This is a genomic window from Hartmannibacter diazotrophicus (genome assembly GCF_900231165.1).
GTDB classification, from domain to species: Bacteria; Pseudomonadota; Alphaproteobacteria; order Rhizobiales; family Pleomorphomonadaceae; genus Hartmannibacter; species Hartmannibacter diazotrophicus.
In genome coordinates this window covers 1316183-1334024 of sequence record NZ_LT960614.1, presented here as the reverse complement: position 1 = coordinate 1334024, position 17842 = coordinate 1316183, and the positions used below count along the sequence as shown (strand labels likewise).

At 60.3% G+C, this 17842-nt stretch carries 16 protein-coding genes; 8 read left to right on the top strand and 8 right to left on the bottom strand.

The annotated features are described in order from the left end of the window. Positions 1-13: 13 nt before the first annotated feature. Positions 14-349, bottom strand: a complete 336-nt coding sequence (locus HDIA_RS06205; RefSeq protein WP_099555346.1) for a rhodanese-like domain-containing protein — start codon at positions 347-349, stop codon at positions 14-16. 225 nt (positions 350-574) lie between these two features. On the opposite strand from HDIA_RS06205, the gene HDIA_RS06200 reads away from it, so the two are divergent. From HDIA_RS06200 to HDIA_RS06175, 6 genes are all read left to right on the top strand, one after another. Next, positions 575-1867, top strand: coding sequence for an NAD(P)/FAD-dependent oxidoreductase (locus HDIA_RS06200; RefSeq protein WP_099555345.1), 1293 nt, complete (start codon positions 575-577; stop codon positions 1865-1867). A gap of 76 nt (positions 1868-1943) precedes the next feature. Further along, on the top strand, positions 1944-2927 hold the full coding sequence (locus HDIA_RS06195; protein WP_099558740.1) for an SLAC1 anion channel family protein: 984 nt from the start codon (positions 1944-1946) through the stop codon (positions 2925-2927). Between the two features lie 193 nt (positions 2928-3120). Then, complete coding sequence (locus HDIA_RS06190; protein WP_099555343.1) at positions 3121-4716, top strand: cytochrome ubiquinol oxidase subunit I; 1596 nt, start codon at positions 3121-3123, stop codon at positions 4714-4716. A gap of 6 nt (positions 4717-4722) precedes the next feature. Further along, the gene (gene cydB / locus HDIA_RS06185) at positions 4723-5877 is read left to right on the top strand and encodes a cytochrome d ubiquinol oxidase subunit II (RefSeq protein WP_099555341.1); all 1155 of its coding nucleotides are present in this window, start codon (positions 4723-4725) and stop codon (positions 5875-5877) included. Positions 5878-5959: 82 nt separating this feature from the next. After that, positions 5960-6073, top strand: a complete 114-nt coding sequence (cydX, locus tag HDIA_RS06180) for a cytochrome bd-I oxidase subunit CydX (protein ID WP_099555339.1) — start codon at positions 5960-5962, stop codon at positions 6071-6073. A 270-nt stretch (positions 6074-6343) separates the two neighbouring features. After that, positions 6344-6820: a methyltransferase family protein gene (locus tag HDIA_RS06175; RefSeq protein WP_099555337.1), complete on the top strand. Its 477-nt coding sequence runs from the start codon at positions 6344-6346 to the stop codon at positions 6818-6820. 34 nt (positions 6821-6854) lie between these two features. Here HDIA_RS06175 and trxC read toward each other — a convergent pair whose 3' ends face one another. Both trxC and HDIA_RS06165 read right to left on the bottom strand, forming a co-directional pair. Further along, positions 6855-7295, bottom strand: coding sequence for a thioredoxin TrxC (gene trxC, locus HDIA_RS06170; RefSeq protein WP_099555335.1), 441 nt, complete (start codon positions 7293-7295; stop codon positions 6855-6857). Between the two features lie 9 nt (positions 7296-7304). Continuing rightward, complete coding sequence (locus HDIA_RS06165) at positions 7305-7652, bottom strand: ArsR/SmtB family transcription factor (RefSeq protein WP_099555333.1); 348 nt, start codon at positions 7650-7652, stop codon at positions 7305-7307. 327 nt (positions 7653-7979) lie between these two features. Here HDIA_RS06165 and cydD point away from each other — a divergent pair, with 327 nt between their 5' ends. Then, positions 7980-9731, top strand: a complete 1752-nt coding sequence (cydD, locus tag HDIA_RS06160; RefSeq protein ID WP_157775370.1) for a thiol reductant ABC exporter subunit CydD — start codon at positions 7980-7982, stop codon at positions 9729-9731. Further along, on the top strand, positions 9728-11440 hold the full coding sequence (gene cydC / locus HDIA_RS06155) for a thiol reductant ABC exporter subunit CydC (protein WP_099555330.1): 1713 nt from the start codon (positions 9728-9730) through the stop codon (positions 11438-11440). Before cydD ends, cydC begins: the two co-directional genes overlap by 4 nt. A 13-nt stretch (positions 11441-11453) precedes the next feature. On the opposite strand, the gene HDIA_RS06150 is transcribed toward cydC, so the two are convergent. The 5 genes from HDIA_RS06150 to HDIA_RS06135 all read right to left on the bottom strand — a co-directional run bounded on the left by HDIA_RS06150 (position 11454) and on the right by HDIA_RS06135 (position 17559). Then, positions 11454-12788 carry an O-antigen ligase family protein gene (locus tag HDIA_RS06150; RefSeq protein WP_157775369.1) on the bottom strand — a complete coding sequence of 445 codons (1335 nt, stop codon included), beginning with the start codon at positions 12786-12788 and terminating at the stop codon, positions 11454-11456. Then, a complete protein-coding gene (locus tag HDIA_RS25195) occupies positions 12785-13867 on the bottom strand; it encodes a hypothetical protein (RefSeq protein WP_157775367.1) in 1083 nt (360 codons plus the stop codon). Before HDIA_RS25195 ends, HDIA_RS06150 begins: the two co-directional genes overlap by 4 nt. A 90-nt stretch (positions 13868-13957) precedes the next feature. Further along, positions 13958-14932, bottom strand: coding sequence for a glycosyltransferase family 2 protein (locus HDIA_RS06145; RefSeq protein WP_157775365.1), 975 nt, complete (start codon positions 14930-14932; stop codon positions 13958-13960). A gap of 93 nt (positions 14933-15025) precedes the next feature. After that, positions 15026-16246, bottom strand: a complete 1221-nt coding sequence (locus HDIA_RS06140) for a polysaccharide pyruvyl transferase family protein (protein ID WP_099555324.1) — start codon at positions 16244-16246, stop codon at positions 15026-15028. Then, on the bottom strand, positions 16243-17559 hold the full coding sequence (locus HDIA_RS06135; protein WP_162292615.1) for a lipopolysaccharide biosynthesis protein: 1317 nt from the start codon (positions 17557-17559) through the stop codon (positions 16243-16245). Before HDIA_RS06135 ends, HDIA_RS06140 begins: the two co-directional genes overlap by 4 nt. Positions 17560-17842 lie beyond the last annotated feature (283 nt).

The following is a 17842-nucleotide window of genomic DNA, read 5'->3' as shown; positions in this document are numbered from 1 at the left end:
CTTGCCGTGAGACTCAGCGCTCCAGCGGCAAGCCGTGAGCAAGCCAGGCGTTGATGCCGCCCGCCATGTGCGTGTCGTGGCCGAGCCCCCTTTTCCGGCAGAGAGACAGCGCCTTGGCGGAGCGTGCGCCGGAGAGGCAATAGAGCACGATGGGCCTGTCTTTGGGCAGGTTGTCTGCCCAGTCCGCAAATCGCGACAGCGGCCGGTGCAACGCCCCGGGAATCCGGCCTGATTTCCATTCCGATGCTTCCCTGACATCGATCAGCCAGATCTCGCCCGACTTGACGGACTTGAAGACGTCAGGCGGCGACAGCGTCTTCGTCTGTCCCCGCGAGCCGAAACCGAACATTGCGCCCTCCAAATCTATTTGTGTTTTCGAAATTACGAATATACAATAATCTCGATGTACGCAAGATTGTCGGCCTTCCTACGAACTCTCCGGCCGCAGCCTTGCACGCTATCGTAGTACGACAGGAAGGATGGTTGCCCGACCGCAAGCATTTGAAAGGACCGCGAAAACGGAGGCGGCCCGCCTGCGGCGAGCATCATAGAAACATTCCGGGAGGATGACCCTATGGCAAAAATCGCAGTTCTCGGCGCCGGTCTGGGCGGCGTCATCATGGCCTACGAATTACGCGACATTCTCGGCAAGGAGCACGAGATCGTGGTCGTCAACAAGGGCGATCGCTATTCCTTCGTGCCCTCCAATCCGTGGGTGGCGGTCGGCTGGCGCGAGCGGGAGGATATCGAGGTCGAACTCGGCCCCGTTTTCGCGCGCCGCGACATCAAGCTTCATCCTCAAGGGGCCGCGCGCCTGCACCCGCAGGAAAACCGCATCGACCTGACCGATGGCAGTTCGGTGTCCTATGATTTCCTGGTGATCGCGACCGGACCGGAACTCGCCTTCGACGAGATCGAAGGGCTCGGCCCCGAGGGGCACACCCAGTCGATCTGCGAGGTGGGCCACGCCCTCAAGGCCAAGGAAGCCTTTCAGCAGCTCGTCCGCAAGCCCGGCCCCGTCATCGTCGGCGCGGCGCAGGGAGCCTCCTGCTACGGCCCGGCCTACGAGTTCACCTTCGTTCTCGACAAGGCGCTGCGCGATGCCCGCATCCGCGATCAGGTGCCCATGACCTTCGTGACTGCCGAGCCCTATATCGGGCACCTCGGTCTTGACGGCGTTGGCGATACCAAGGGTCTCCTGGAGGCCGAGATGCGCCAGCATCACGTGAAATGGATCAACAACGCCAAGATCGACAAGGTCGACAGCGACATGATGCATGTCACCGAGCTGGCCGAGGACGGCAGCGTCAAGGCGACGCACGACCTGCCCTTTGCCTATTCGATGATCCTGCCGGCCTTCCGCGGCGTTTCCGCCGTCCGCGACATCGAGGGCCTCACCAATCCGCGCGGTTTCATTCTCGCCGACAAGCATCAGCGCAATCCGACCTTCTCGAACATCTTCTCGGTCGGCGTGTGCGTCGCCATTCCGCCGGTCGGCAAGACGCCGGTTCCGGTCGGCGTGCCGAAGACGGGCTTCATGATCGAATCGATGGTGACGGCCACGGCCCACAACATCGCCCGTATCCTGGACGGCAAGGAACCGGACGCCCAGGGCTCCTGGAACGCGGTCTGCCTTGCCGACTTCGGCGACGGCGGCGTCGCCTTCGTGGCCCAGCCGCAGATCCCGCCGCGCAACGTCAACTGGTCGTCGTCGGGCAAGTGGGTGCATGCGGCCAAGATCGGCTTCGAGAAATATTTCCTGCGCAAGGTGCGGATCGGCAAGTCCGAGCCCTTCTACGAGAAGCTCGCCCTTCAGGCCCTCGGCATCGACAAGCTGAAGTCGATCAAGCTCGACGAAGACGCCTGACGCGCAGGTCGGATCAGTCAACGCGTACGAAAAGCCCCGCCGCGAACGCGCGGCGGGGCAACCCATGGAGACAGTGATGACCGCAGAAGTCGTGCAGCCGGAGACCGTGGCACCGGTCCGGCTGGAGAATTTTCCGATCGTCTTCTTCGCGACGGTGATGGGGCTTTCCGGCCTCGCACTGGCCATCATGAAGGCGGAGCATGTTCTCGGGCGAAGCCCGGCCATCGGGCCCGCCGTTGCCGTTGTCGCCCTCGCCGTCTTCGTGGTTCTCGCAATCCTCTATGCGGCCAAGGCCATCCGCTATCCCCATGCCGTGACCGAGGAGTGGCACCATCCGGTGCGCCTCTCCTTCTTTCCGGCGGTCAGCATCTCCCTCATCCTGATCGGAACGGCCTTCAGGGCCATTCACCCGCAGGCGGCCTTTGCGCTCTGGGCATTCGGCGCGGGCCTGCAAATTGTCGCGACGCTCGCGGTCGTCTCGGCCTGGATCGGCCAGCGCCCCTTCGAGCCGAAGCAGATGACGCCGGCCTGGTTCATTCCGGCCGTCGGCAACATCATCGTCCCCATTGCCGGGGTCGAGTTCGGCATGACCGAAATCTCCTGGTTCTTCTTTTCCGTCGGCCTCGTCTTCTGGATCGTGCTGCTCACCCTCGTCTTCAACCGGATGGTGTTCCACGATCCCCTGCCCGGACGCCTCCTGCCGACGCTGATGATTCTCGTCGCGCCGCCCTCGGTCGGCTTTGTCGCCTGGGCACGCCTGACCGGCACCCTCGATCCTTTCGGGCGCATCCTATTCGGCGCCGCGATCCTCTTCGCGCTGATCGTGCTGACGCAGGCCGGAAAGCTCCGGCGTCTTGGATTTGTCATGTCCTTCTGGGCCTATTCCTTCCCTCTGGCGGCCCTCACCATCGCCACTTTCACGTATGCCGAAATGTCCAACTCGATTGTGCATCGCAACACTGGACTTGCGCTGGCAGTTCTTACCACTATCGTGATCTGTGGATTGCTCGCCCGGACAGGCCTTGCCATCCACCGCCGGGAAATCTGCCGACCGGAATAATCGCAGAACCACCTCTTGAGTATTTCCCGATCAGGCTGAACTGCCTGGACCACACGGGAATGCCACAAAATCAATATCTTGAGCCTGTTTCGGTCGGCATGCCGGACCGACAACGCGAAACCGGCCCTAGACCTTACGGACATCCGCGCCCAATGATGCGTGGATGCCCTTTCCCAAATCGGGAGACCTGATCATGGAAATAGACGTCGTCTCGCTGTCGCGGCTGCAGTTCGCCGCAACGGCGATGTACCATTTTCTTTTCGTGCCGCTGACGCTTGGGCTGTCGATCCTGCTCGCGATCATGGAAACGACCTACGTCATGACTGGCCGCGAGATCTGGCGGCGCATGGTGAAGTTCTGGGGCACGCTCTTCGGCATCAACTTCGCGCTCGGCGTGGCGACCGGTATCACCATGGAGTTCCAGTTCGGCATGAACTGGAGCTACTACAGCCACTATGTCGGCGACGTCTTCGGCGCGCCGCTGGCGATCGAGGGCATCGTCGCCTTCTTCCTCGAGGCGACCTTCATCGGCCTCTTCTTCTTCGGCTGGGAGAAGCTGTCGCGGCTGCAGCATCTGGTGGTCACGTGGCTGGTCGCGATCGGCTCCAACATGTCGGCGCTCTGGATCCTGATCGCTAACGGCTGGATGCAGAACCCGGTCGGCTCGCGCTTCAACCCCGACACGATGCGCATGGAGGTGACCAGCTTCTATGACGTCATCTTCAACGAGGTCGCCCAGGCAAAATTCGTCCACACCGTCTCGGCGGGCTATGTGACGGCCTCGCTCTTCGTCCTCGGCGTCTCCGCCTTCTATCTCCTCAAGCATCGCCACACCGAGATCGCCAAGCGGTCGATGGCGGTCGCCGCAAGCTTCGGCCTGCTCTCCTCGCTGTCCGTCGTCGTGCTCGGCGACGAAAGCGGCTACGAGGCCACGGCCCACCAGAAGATGAAGCTCGCCGCCATGGAGGGCATGTGGGAGACCGAGCCGGCGCCGGCGAATTTCACGCTCTTCGCCATTCCGGATCAGGAAGCGCGCGAGAACCGCTACGCCATCCACATCCCCTGGGTCATGGGCCTGATCGCGACGCGGTCGCTGACCGAGGAGATTCCGGGCATCAAGGAACTCGTGGCCGATGCCGAAGGCCGCATCCGCACCGGCATCACGGCCTATGACGAGCTCCAGAAGATCCGCGCCGGCAATGCGCCGGACGAGGCAGCTCTCCGCGCCGACTTTGCCGAGAAGGATCACCTGCTCGGCTATGCCTATCTCCTGAAGCGCTATGTCGACGACCCACGCCAGGCAACGGACGACATGATCGCGAAGGCCGCCTGGGACACCGTGCCCAACGTCCTGCCGCTGTTCTGGTCCTTCCGCGTCATGGTCGGTCTCGGCTTCTTCTTCATCGCGCTGACGGCCACCTTCTTCTGGCTTGCCTCCAAGCGGCAGCTCGACCGTCACCGCTGGCTCCTCTGGGTCGCGGTCTATGCGATCCCGCTCCCCTGGCTTGCGGCCGAACTCGGCTGGTTCGTTGCCGAACACGGCCGTCAGCCCTGGGCCATCGAGGGCCTCTTGCCGACCGCCGTCGCCGTCTCGTCGCTGGGCGTTTGGGAAGTGGCGCTGACGCTCTTGCTCTTCGTCGTCCTCTATTCGGCGCTTGCGGTGGTCGAGGTCGGCCTGTTGCTGAAATTCATCCGCATCGGCCCATCCGACACGCCCGAACCGGCCGGCGCCGGCATTCTCAGCCCGTCCGGCCATGCGGCCGTCCCGCATCCGACCGCCGCGGAGTAACCAGCCATGATCCTTTTCGAACTCGTTCCCTACGACCTTCTCAGGGTCATCTGGTGGGTCCTTCTCGGCGTCCTGCTGATCGGCTTTGCGGCGACTGACGGCTTCGACATGGGCGTCGGCGCCCTCCTGCCCTTCGTCGCCAAGAGCGACACGGAACGGCGGGTCGCCATCAACACCATCGGTCCGGTCTGGGAAGGCAACCAGGTCTGGTTCATTCTCGGCGGCGGTGCCATCTTCGCCGCCTGGCCGCCGCTCTACGCGGTCAGCTTCTCCGGCTTCTATCTGGCCATGTTCGTGGTGCTCGCGGCGCTGATCCTGCGTCCGGTCGCCTTCAAGTACCGCTCCAAGCGCGAGGACATGCGCTGGCGCGAAACCTGGGACTGGGCGCTCTTCATCGGCGGCTTCGTTCCCGCCCTCATCTTCGGCGTCGCCATCGGCAACGTGCTTCAGGGCGTTCCCTTCCGCTTTGATGCCGATCTCAGGATGACCTACGAGGGCAGCTTCTTCGGCCTCCTCAACCCCTATGCCCTGCTGACGGGTCTGACCTCCGTCGCAATGCTGGTCATGCACGGCGGCGCGTGGCTCGGGCTCAAGGCCGACGGGCCGGTGGCGCAGCGGGCGCGCATTTACGGTCAGATGGCGGCGCTTGCGACCATCGTCCTCTTCGCGCTTGGCGGATTGTCTCTCTGGGCCTTCGTCGACGGCTACGTGATCACGTCGGCCATCGATCCGAATGGTCCTTCGAACCCGCTCGCCAAGGAGGTTGCCGTCCAGTCCGGTGCGTGGCTCGCCAACTACGAGACCTATCCGGTCTTCATGCTGGCGCCGGCGCTCGGCTTCCTCGGGGCCATCGGCGTCTTCTTCGGCATCCGCACGCGCTACGAGGGCCTGACCTTCGTTTCCTCCAAGCTCTCGGTGCTTGGCATCGTCTCGACGGTCGGCGTCTCGATGTTCCCCTTCCTGCTGCCGTCCTCCATCGAGCCGAAGGCGAGCCTCACGGTCTGGGATGCCTCGTCCAGCCACGCGACGCTGTTCAACATGCTGGTCGTGACCGTGATCTTCATGCCCATCGTGCTGGCCTATACGGCCTGGGTCTACAAGGTGCTGTGGGGCAAGGTCGACGAGGAAGCGATCGTGCGCGATCAGGACCACGCCTACTGACGAACCCGGCGCCCGGCTTGCCCGGGCGCCATCGACACCGTCGCCGTCAGGCGATCAGCCCCTCGTGAAGGGAGATGTTTCGATGTGGTATTTTTCTTGGTTGCTCGGCCTGCCGCTCGCCGCGACATTCGCCGTCCTCAACGCCATGTGGTTCGAGATGATGTCGGACGAGGATCTGCGCCGCAAGCAGCAGTGATACCCGGCCAGGACAGCCTCACGACGTCCCCGGCAACGCCGAAGGCGAATGGCCTTTCCGCGCGCCTTCGGCCATGACGCCGCTCCAGCGCAAAAGCGCTCACACTTTCGTATCCGATGATCTATGGTAAACGCGCAGGACCGCTGCGGGCTTTGATCGGGGCCAGATCAGACCTCATCGCGTCGGGGGCCGAAATGGACCGCACGGCCACCTTTGCCGCTGCGGGAATTTTCGCTATTGAGAGCGGCGTCACGAAGTTCATGAAGTAACATGCATATCGATTACGCCGTTCGTCCGAACCAGTTTCCCTGGCCGCCCGTCCTTCTGGCCGGCGCATTTTTCTGCAGCCTGTTCATCGAGGCGGTGCTGCCGACGCGAACCGGGATATCGGGGCTGCTCGGGCTCCTGCTGTTTATCCTGGGTCTTGCCCTGGATATCTGGGCGATGCTGACCTTGCGGCGGGCACGCACCAACATTCTTCCCAACAGGGCGGCCGACCGGCTTGTCACGCGGGGGCCCTACCGCTGGTCGCGCAATCCGATCTATGTCGGCAACACGACCCTGCTCTTGGGCCTTGCCATCATCTTCGATTCCGCGTGGATGATCATGGCCGCCTTCGCCATGGCCTTCGCCGTCCATCATCTCGCCGTCCTGCGCGAGGAACAGCATCTCGCCGAGCGCTTCGGTGCCGACTGGACGGCCTACAAGGACCGCACGCCGCGCTGGCTCGGCCGGCAGCGTCGCTGACGTCCCGCCTTGCGATGCGGAATTGCCGGCACGATCAGCCGGCGTGGTCCATGACCCAGCGCACGATCTGACCCGACCCCATCGCGCCGGCCTGCCGGGCGACCTCGCGTCCGTTCCTGAAGAGAACCATCGTCGGGATCGAGCGGATGCCCAGTGAGCCGGACAGTTCGGGCGCCTCTTCCGTGTTCACCTTCAGGAAGCGGGCCTTGGAGGCAAGCTGACCGGCGGCTTCGGCGAAATGCGGCGCCATCATCTTGCACGGACCGCACCAGGCGGCCCAGAAGTCGACGACGACGGGCAAATCCGACCGCTCGACATGGCGGCTCAGCACCGGTGCACTGACGTCGACCGGTTTTGCTGGAAACAGCGGCCCACCGCATTTCGGGCATTTGGCGGCCTTCCAGTCCGACTGGAGCCGTTCCTCGGACAGGCGGTTGACGGTGCTGCAGGTGGGGCAAACGACATGCACGGGCATGGGTCCTTCTCAACGACAGTAGATTTCCTGGAGGACGGCGATCAGCCGCTTCACGTCCTCCGAGACGAGACGGTAATGGATCGTCTGGCCGTCGCGCCGGGTCGCCACAATGCCGAGATGGCGCAAGCGGGCAAGGTGCTGCGACAGCGCCGACTGGCTGAGGCCGACCGCCTCGGCAAGGGCACCGACGGACATCTCGCCGTCGATCAGGCGGCACAGAACGATCAGCCGCTTGGACTGCCCGAGGACCGCCAGAAGGCGCGAGGCCTCATCGGCCTTGTCGTGCAGGCGGTCGAGATCGCTTGGGACGACGGGGCACAAAATCGCCGGGGGCTCAGTCTGCCGATCATTCTGCATGTTGGTCTCTCAAGCGCCACGGGGAAAGCAAACGGCACGTCGTGACGGGCTTATTGGTCCTTGCGGAAAGGCATGATCGCGCGGCGCCCTGAGGCAGGCGCATCGTCCCACCCGTTTCCGCCATGGGTCACGCGGGTTCATTCGAACTCTTTTCTTTGCGCGCCACGCCGGATCGCGCATGCGCATGCACCTTTCCTTCTTGTATCTTTTTATATGCGAAATTACTAAATTTCAAGATCCGCGTTCTTCGGCACCCCGAGCGAGGCCCCGAACCCCATGGCCAATTGCCCTCTTTGGAATTCCCGCTCAAGGCTCTATGTGTTCGGCATGGGGGAACGCAAAAAAAGGCCGGACGGGTCATCGCTTCATACTCTCGGTACGTCGAGCGCAGCCATCGCACTGACGCTGGCGTCGGGCATTCTCTGGCTGCCGCAGGCCGGCCTGCTTGCGTTCGTCATCGGCGACAGCGTCACGGCCATGCAGCCGGCGGCCTCGCTGGTTCCGATGGTCGCTGCGTTCCTGCTGATCGCCGTGCTTCGTTCCGGGCTCGATGCCGCATCGCACCTGGCCGCCGCGAAAACGGCGACCGCCGCCAAGCAGCGGTTGAGGGCGCGGGCGGCCGAACGCATCGCCCGTTTCTCGCCGATGGACACGACGCGCCCCAAGTCCGGTGAACTGGCGAACCTGATCAGTTCCGAGATCGAAAGCCTCGACCCATATCTCCTGCGTTATGCGCCGGCCCGGGTCAGGATGAGCGTGCTGCCCATCGTCATCGTCGTTGCGGTCTTCACCGTCTCGTGGGTTGCCGGGCTGCTGCTGATGGTCGCCGGACCGCTGATCCCCGTTTTCATGTCCATCATCGGCGCGTCGGCAAAGCAGCGCAGCGCAGCGCAACTGACGGAAGTCGGCAGCATGACCGGAACGCTGCTCGACCGCGTGGCCGGGCTCGATACCATCCGGCTCTTCGGCGCCAGCGACCGCATGACAGGCGACCTTGCCGCAACGGGCGAGTCGATCCGGCTTCGCACCATGTCGGTGCTGCGCCTTGCCTTTCTGTCGTCGGCGGTCCTCGAACTCTTCAGCGCCATCGGCGTCGGCCTCGTCGCCGTCTATGTCGGCTTCAGCCTGCTCGGCTGGATCACCTTCGGCGCAACGCTTGCCCCATTGACCCTGACATCCGGCCTCTTCGTTCTCCTGCTCGCGCCGGACTTCTTCCAGCCGCTGAGGGACTTTGCCGCCGCCTATCACGACAAGGCCGCAGCGACGGCGGCGATGGACCGGTTCCAGAACCTCATCGAGAGGGACGGTGCCCGCATCGTCGGTTCAGCCGATGCAGCCATCGAAGGCCGCGCGCGCGAAGTTGGTCCGGCCATTGGCCTGACCGCCCGGTCCGTCTCGGTCGTGGCGCCGCAGACCGGCCGCGTGATGCTCGCGCCGGTGAGCCTCGACCTTCGCCCCGGCGAGCATGTGGCGCTGATGGGCCCGAGCGGTGCCGGCAAATCGACGTTGCTTGCCGCCCTCGCGGGACTGATCGAGACCGATGAGGGCAGCATCGCGTTCAACGGCGAGACGCTGTCGCCCGAAACGGCGGCGCGTCTTCGCCGCCAGACGGCCTGGATCGGGCAGAGCCCCCATGTTCTGGCGGCAAGCCTCAAGGCCAATCTCACGCTCGCCGCACCCGACGCTACCCCCGAGGCGATTGCCCGCGCGCTCGATCTTGCCGCCTGTGCCTTCGCGGATCGCCTTCCGCGTGGACTGGCAACGCCGGTTGGAGAAACGGGAGCCGGCCTTTCCGGCGGCGAAATGCGCCGGATCGCCGTGGCGCGGGCCGCCCTCTCCTCGCCGCGGCTGATCCTTGCCGACGAGCCGACCGCAAGCCTCGATGCCGAAACCGCCGACTGGGTGCGCCGCGGGCTGCTGGAGCTTGCCGCCGGCCGCACGCTTCTGGTCGCGACCCACGACGAGGCACTCGCCCGGCAGATGGACCGGATCGTCCGGATCGAAGCTGGCGTTGTCGGACTGCGCCCGGTCGAGAACAATGATGCCGCCCTGGTCCTCGGCCAGGAGACACCGGCATGACGGCGCTCCTTGCCATCCTTCGCTTCTCTCTCCGCCAGCAGGCAAAGCGGCTGATCGTCGGCGCCCTCCTGCTGCTGCTGACGCTCGCCGCCGGCGCCGGCCTGATGGCGAGCGCCGGCTACCTGATCGCCGGGGCCGGACTTGCCGGGCTGGGTCTCATCGCCTTCAACACGCTGGTGCCGAGCAGCGGCATCCGCCTCTTCGCGCTGCTGCGCCCCTTCGGGCGCTATGGCGAGCGGCTCGTGACCCACGACGCGACGCTGAGGCTGCTCTCCGCGCTTCGCGTCTCGATTTTTCGCGGCCTGATGGCGAGCGGTGCAAAGCAACGCCACGGCCTGATGCTGAACCGTCTTTCGAGCGACGTCGACGCACTTGACGGGCTGACGATCCGCATCGCCGGGCCGCTGGCGGCAGCGCTCCTCGCCACCCTTCTGGCGGCGGTGGCTCTCGGTCTTTTGTCGGTCACGCTGATGCTGGCGATCCTGGCGCCAGCGCTCCTCCTCGGCCTTCTGCTGCCGCTGCTTCTCGGCTTTCGTGCCCGCAAGGATGCGCGGCGGCGGGTCGTCGCCCTCGACGCGCTGCGCGTGCGGCTGATCGACCTCGACCGTGGGCGGACGGAACTGGCGCTCGCCGGCCGGCTCGGACAGGCCACCAGCCATGTGATCGACGCCGCCGACCGGGCCAGCGAGACAGACCGCCGCCTCGCCCGTCAGGAAGCCGGCATCCGCTTTGTCGCGGGCCTTGGCGGACAGGTCTCGATCGCTCTGGCGGCCCTTGCCGGCGCGCCTCTTCTCGCGCAGGGGATCATCGACGGGCCGCTCTTTGGCCTGATCGTCCTTGGCGCCTTCACGGCCGCCGAACTCGGCGCGCCGATCCGGGCGGCCGCGCTCGATCTCGGCCGCATGGCGGTCGCGGGACGACGGATCGCGCCGCTGATGCTGGACGATGACCGTCTCGCGGACGATGGCGTACCGAAGATGCCTTGCCCCGGCACGACGGCCGATCTCGACTTCGACGCGGTCCGCTTTGCCTACGCCGGGGACCGCCCGCCGGTGCTCGGCGGCCTCAGCCTCAGCATCCCCGAAGGCCGGCGCGTTGCCATCATCGGCCCGAGCGGCTGCGGCAAGTCGACGGTGGCGGGTCTTGCCTCCGGCCTCCTCCATCCGACGGAGGGGACGGTGCGGATCGGCGGGGCAGGCCTCGTCCGCCCGGGCCTTGCCGCGAACGGGCTTCGCGTCGGGCTCCTGTCGCAGGAGACCCGGCTCTTTTCAGGATCGATCGCCGACAATCTTCGTCTCGGGCGACCTGACGCAACGGATGGCGACCTCATGGAGGCCTGTCAGACGGCGGGCTTCACGCCGGTGCTGGCACGCCTTGAAGCCGGTCTTGCCAGCCGCCTCGGCGACGGTGGCAGCGGACTATCCGGCGGCGAGCGCCGGCGGCTGGCGCTCGCCCGCCTGCTCGTCGCAAAACCGGACGTCTTCGTGCTCGATGAGCCCACCGAGGGCCTGGACGAGGAGAGCGCGGCGATGGTGCTCGCCGGCCTCGATCACGTAACCCGTGGCGCCACGGTCGTGCTCGTGACCCACCTCCACCGCGAGGCGCGACTGGCCGATGCGATCTGGCGGCTCGGCCCGGACGGTTCTCTGGAGGCGAGCGCGGCGCGCGGCGAAGCGACCTTCGAGGCGCTTCAAAAGGGGCTGCGATAGACGGCGGCGCGCCTCAATATTCGACGCGGCGGCCCGCGAAGCCTGCGCGCGGCATCCGCCGCCTCGGCCCGGTCTTGAACAGCCGATAGGTTTTCTTCCGCCGCGGAACCTCCCGGATGTCGAGCTGGTGCCGGCCGACGCAGTAGCCGAGGAACAGCAGGAAGACCTGGCTCGTCGAGCCGGGATTGTAAATTCCGCCGATGAGCGGGGTCAGCACCACGAGGCTGCCGGCAATGCCGAGCCCCAATGTCTGGATCTCCCGCGCATGATCGTTCTCGACCTTCGTGGAGGAAAAGAACGAGCCCAGCAGCGCGATCTGAACGACGAACATGAAGATGCCGAAATATCCGGCGCGGACCAGGAGCGTCGAAAACCCGCTGTGGAAGACCGGGATCGCGTCGAGCAATTCGTCTCCGAGAAGAATCTTCCACAAGATCGGCACCTGCGAGTGCCATCCGGTTCCGAAGATCCGATAGAGCACCGGGTGCTCCCAGACGAAGGTGAATGCGCGGTAGACCTCGTAGCCACGCCAGCCGTCGTTCACGTCCTTGTCGAAATAGCGCTCGACCGGGACGAGTTCGGCAACGCCGCTTGGCAGCTTGTCCAGCATCGTCGTCAGGGACGTGGTGGTGAAGAACGAGTCGATGTAGGGCGTGGTTATGAAGTAGAGGAGGACTGCCAGCAGCACGGCGCCCAGCGAAAAGAGCGGCTTCGGGAAATATTTGGCGATCATGAGGGTCATGAAGACGATGATCGCGGAGCGTGAGTCCGACAGCAGGATGGCTCCGACGTAGACCGCGGACAGAGCGCCGATCAGGACGATGTCCCGCTCGATCTTGTAATGCGACAAGACCAGAAAAAGAGCGATCGGGACAACCATGTACCCGGTTCCGAGCGCCTCGCGCAGGGCATAGCGCCCGGCGTCGGCGACTTCCGGATTGAGCACGTAACCAGCAGCATAATAGAGGCTCAGCACACCGGCCACGATCAGCGCGGCGTTCACCAGCGTCCGGTACCGCATCTGCGTTCTGCTCAGGTAGAACCCGACATACAGAAACACCACCGGGCGGATCATGTAGTAGAAGCCCTTGACGGCGTCTCTCGAAAAGGCCGAGTCATAAATGGTCACGAAGAAGCCGACCCCTGCAATCATGGCCAGCGGAAAGAACAGGGGGGGCGGCGTCACGAAGCGATGGCGCAGCACGCTGGTGACCGCGACGTAGGCGACCGCCAGAACGAAGACAGTCTCGCCCGACATCACCTCCGCGCAGAACAGCAGAGTGACCGGTATGACATAGGGCCGGATCGGCAGCCGGATCTGACGTCTGGCGACATGCGCGCCTGTCACTTGCCCGCACCCCAGAAGAACGAGTTGTTTTCGTCCACGACATCCGCCTTGGCGCCAAACCGCCGCGAGACGCGCGTTTCCTTGCCGGCAAAGACATTGGAGCGCACCGCACCCTGCGTTCCCGGCGCGAATGAAACGGCCGGATCGATGTTTCCCGCATTGGCAAAACGGCATCCCTCGATCGTCACGGCGGAACAGCCCTCGCCAACCTCGACGCCGCCGTCGAGCTGCTCGAACCAGCACGTTTCAAATGAGACGTTCTGCGTGTTCTTCAAGAGAGCACCGTAACGGGCGTTCTGAAAGGTGCACACTTCGAAGCGCAGGACTGCAGGTGCAACACGTCCAGATCTCTCACTGGGACCAATTTCAACCGTTGGATATGGTGACCTACTGCCTTGGCAATCGAACTGGCACTGTTGGAAGATAGTCTGTGCCGACTGTCCGGTTACTTTCATGCTCGGACCAGTCGGCTCTGGGGTTAGGAAGACGAAGAACTCGCGGAAACTCAGAAACTGGTTGGGTAGAAGGGTGCTGCTACCACCGCCATCTAAATGTACCCCCTGAGAAAATCCCCGAATTTCAATGTCTTCGAACAGCGACTGCCATAAACCGCCATGAGCCAACTTTGCACCCGGCTCTGGCCGAGCCTCGGCATGGAACGCCCATTGACCGGGATTGAATGGTTTTGCGTTGGTACCGCCAATCAGCGACAATCCTTTGGCACCAGAGCGGACAACTGGACCTTCGTCGATGGTCAAAAAGGCAGATGCCTCGCTGCGACTTCTTGCGATAAGTCGCGTTGAACTAGCCCCCATTCCAATCAACTTCGTGTTGTGACGAAGCTTAATAGACTTGGCGTAATATTCGCCGGCGGGAAGCACCACCGCACCAAGACGTTTTTTCGAACACTCCTCAAGCGCATCATCGAGCAGGTCGGTAATGTCGCTCTTCGGATGGATCTTTTCGGCAAAGACAACAGGCTTCCCCACTGTATTGTCTTCGGCCAAGCTGGGCATGGCAAAGAGGCAACCTGACCCGAGCAGCCAGGACCTAACAACATCCCGTCGAGTGAGTTCCATGATGTGTTCTCCTTTGCATGAGCAACGGATTCCCGCGGAATCGCGACTGCACCTAGAACCTGCTGTCTTCTACTTGCTGCCGTCGCAAGACTATTGACGGTTGCGAACTCCCGGAAATTCGACCGCTTGCCCGCGCCGCAGCTTGAGGGCATGGCAGGCATAGGCCTTCATGGCTTTCGCCCTGGCTGAAATCTTCCGTCCGCGGACGAGATCGAGCGTCGAATAGATCAGAAATCTCAGCGCCATTCCCGCGAAGGCAATGCCCTTGAAGAGCGTGAACTGCCAGCCGGACTGGGTTCGCCCGATCTGGTCGGACAAGGCGTCCAGCCATTTTGTCGAAATGAAATAGCTGCCCTTCTCGCCCTTCTGCGTCGCCCCTTGAAGATGGGTCACCCTGATGCCGGGCAGGTAAAGCAGCTTCGCCCCCGCCGCGCGCATGCGCTCGCCCCATTCGACATCCTCTCCATACATGAAAATCTCTTCGTCGAGACCTCCGACCGTGTCGATCGTCGACTTACGGACCATCATGCAGGCGCCGCAAAGCCAGTCGACCTCGACGCTCGGGCGGGAGAAGAGCTTGGCATTCGTCAGATAGATTCCCCTGATGTCGGGGAAGAGGTGATGCAGGAAAAGGAAGTGGCCGATGGTGTTCGCAATCGAATGCCGCCAGCCGCAGTCGCCGACCTGATGGCTGCCGTCGGCATTGAGCAGCATCGGCGAGACGGCGCAAACGTCCGCCCGCCGGTCCAGAACGGCGGCCATTTCGGCGATCTGGCCGGCATTCTCCAGGAAGGCGTCGGGGTTGAGCAGAAGAACATAGTCCCCGGTGCAATGCCTGAAGGCCGCATTGTTTCCGGCGGCAAAACCACGGTTGCCATTTTCGCCGAACGCCAGAACCGAGGGATAGTTCTCGCGGACATAGCCGAGGCTGCCGTCGGGACTTTCGTTGTCCCAGACGATCACTTCCAGATCCGGACCGATCGATCCAACGATCGGCTTCAGGCACTCGTCGATGAAGGACTTGGAATTGTATGTGACAATGACAACCGAAATTTTTTTGCTCAAATTGTCGATCCTTCGAGCTTCTCACATTCAATGAAAACACGATGTTTCCATTCGGAAGACAAATCGCCTCGCGTATTATTTCATCAATATATATCACTTTCCTACATCTTCGACGGCGTATTTAATCGCCAAGAAATCCACTGGCAACCTAGAAAGCCTTCGGAGCAAAGGAAGTTTACCACCAATTTCGTCTCGAATATTTAGTTCCTTCTCTAGAACCTTCTCCACAGCAGACTTAAATGCATCTCCAGACCATTTAGAAACAGGTATCGAGAAATCCGACTGCCCAAGGTAGGCAGCGGCATATTGCATTTTCTCTTCATAGGCGACTCCAACAAATGGAGTGCGATGCACGCCGGACAGAACTACTCCATGATACCGCATACTTATGACAACACGGGCCGCCGCTATACGGTCGGAATAGTCAAAAAACGTCCTTACATCATGATCGACTACTACTTCTCTTCCATTTTTTTCAATTTTCAGTTTGATCTGGTTCAAAAAATCGCTCTCTGCACTCGACGAATGCAAATGAGGTACAATTCTAATTCGAAATGCCTGCGGTACCGACTCTGAAGACAAGGTGTCGGCTATATCGGAGACAACTCCTTCGACAGTTTCCGCATTGAATCCTCGAAAAAATTTGCTCAGATTAGTTGGAATAAATACAATTTCGTTTAACCTCTCCACGGGACCTAACTCGCCATGACGAGGCAAAAAAGAAAAAGCCGTATCAACGCCGAGAGACACCGATGCACCAACGCTTTTTACATAGTCATAGCTGTCTTTCTGACGAACAAACACTTCAGAATTTTTCAGACAAAACCGCGCCAGCCAATCGAATAGAGCGTTTCCGGATCTAGCTATTGTATTTAGGAAGAAAATTGGGCTTTTTCCACCATTTATAGATGACAATACCTGCATCAGGTACCACCAGTCCTTATATTTGCCAATATTCTGACCACCTGGACTAACAATAACAACATCATTTTTTTCTATTTCTCTCTCAAAACGCTTCATTCCGCTGGACTTTAATAGACCTCCGAACATTCTTAGGCCAAAAACATCTAGCAATAGCGCTATAATATCTGATTTTTTGAACAGAATATCATCAATTTGTTGCACATTTTCAATAACTATCGGCTGCGCACCTAGAATTACCTCGTTTGGATTATTGAAAATCAGAGTAATTTCTGCATCTCTGAAGATATTTCTCACCTGCTCTACCGCCGCATAGCAAGCAATATCATCACCATAATTGTTTCCATGCTGATTAATAATAGCAACTCTTGGGCAGAAGTCCTCTGATTTCATTTGATCCTCTCTTTAAACCGGGCACCTATGACATGAAAAATATCGCATCTTACATTCAAGAATCTCCTTGCTGCCCAATTCAGCATAAGCATTTGAATTGCGTTGCCAACAGATAGAGCAATCGCTGCGCCAGTTACACCAAAAGGAATCAGAACAAATACCAAAATTGACGTGACGATAGTTGATATCACACTGGTTCTTCCGACTATATATGCATTCCCCGTCATCCCTAGGAGCTGGAATACGCCGCCAGAAAGAGATGCAAACAGTTGACCCGAAATCAATATTCTTAAAACTTCTCCCTTTTGAGAAAATTCATCACCGAACAATCCCATAAAAAAGTCTGAAAATACGAACAAAACAAGTATCAATGGAAATGTCATTAAGAAAGTTGTTAAGGTTGCCCCCTGCGCTAGTGTTACTAGTTTCCTATGATTTCCCTCTACATGGGCAAGCGCATACTTTGCTGCCACAGTAACCGATACAGATTGCCCTATCGAAGCAATGATAAAAGCAAATCTCTCTGCCGCCTTAAATATACCTACATCTCCGAGCGTCGCCACTGCACTCAACGTATATGTAACGATCCAAATTCCTGCCAGCTGCGCAAATCCAGCAAAGAAAAATCCCGAACTGTTTTTCAGTATATCCATTGACTTTATGGATTTGTCGCTACTTCCTGAAGTAGCTCCCTTCCGAATACCGATCCAATATACAGATATAAACGCTATGGCTATAGAAGATAGGCAACATCCAATTAAGTATGATTTCCACGGATCAACGTCAGCGTTCGAGTAACTTGAACTGAATATTAGTATGCCAGCGATTAACGGCGTAGTTAAGTAGGATGTCGCTTGCGCTACTGAGTGCAACCCCGCACCTCGAGCGGCCCCTCCAAATATTTCCGTCTGACTAAGAAACGCCGACGCAATGACTATTGATAATATTGTTGCGGTATTTAGATCGTCTATAATATTATTAAGATAATCTATATTTACAGTAATTATTGTTACAATAATTGATAGAATAAACAATGATGCTATGGTTGCATTTCCAATTGTTTTAAATATAGCACTTTTCGATAGTCTTTTTTGGGCTACAATTCTTGTAATGCTTAAACCCATACCAAATGTAGAAAATGTTGAAATTACAGTTGCTGAAGTCAGTAATATTTGAAATTGCCCAATTCCGGCAGCGCCAGTTGTACGGGAAATCAAAATTTGTAGCAAAAATGCACTGATTGCGGCAGCTCCACGAATGCCCACCGAGATGGACGCATCGAGCAGCCTTAAAAGTCTCGTATCAATCTTCAAATCGATCTCCGGCCAAATCACAGCGAGGCTCAGTTCGTGATAAAGATGGGACGATTTTATGTCCATCGATCTTCGTTTGAGGGCGTAACGATGAGGGGACAATCATAGCAGAGCAGCGCCGATCCATTCGCGTTGAGCGTCGTGGACACCCCCCTCGGGTTGCGTCGACGGCGCCAATTTCTGGCTTCCCTCGCGGCAATGTTGGTCCTGCGGTGACCATCGCATTAAAGGCGGTCAGTGTTTTCTCCTGTACTCTGCCTCCCGTGCACGCCGCCGAAGGAAG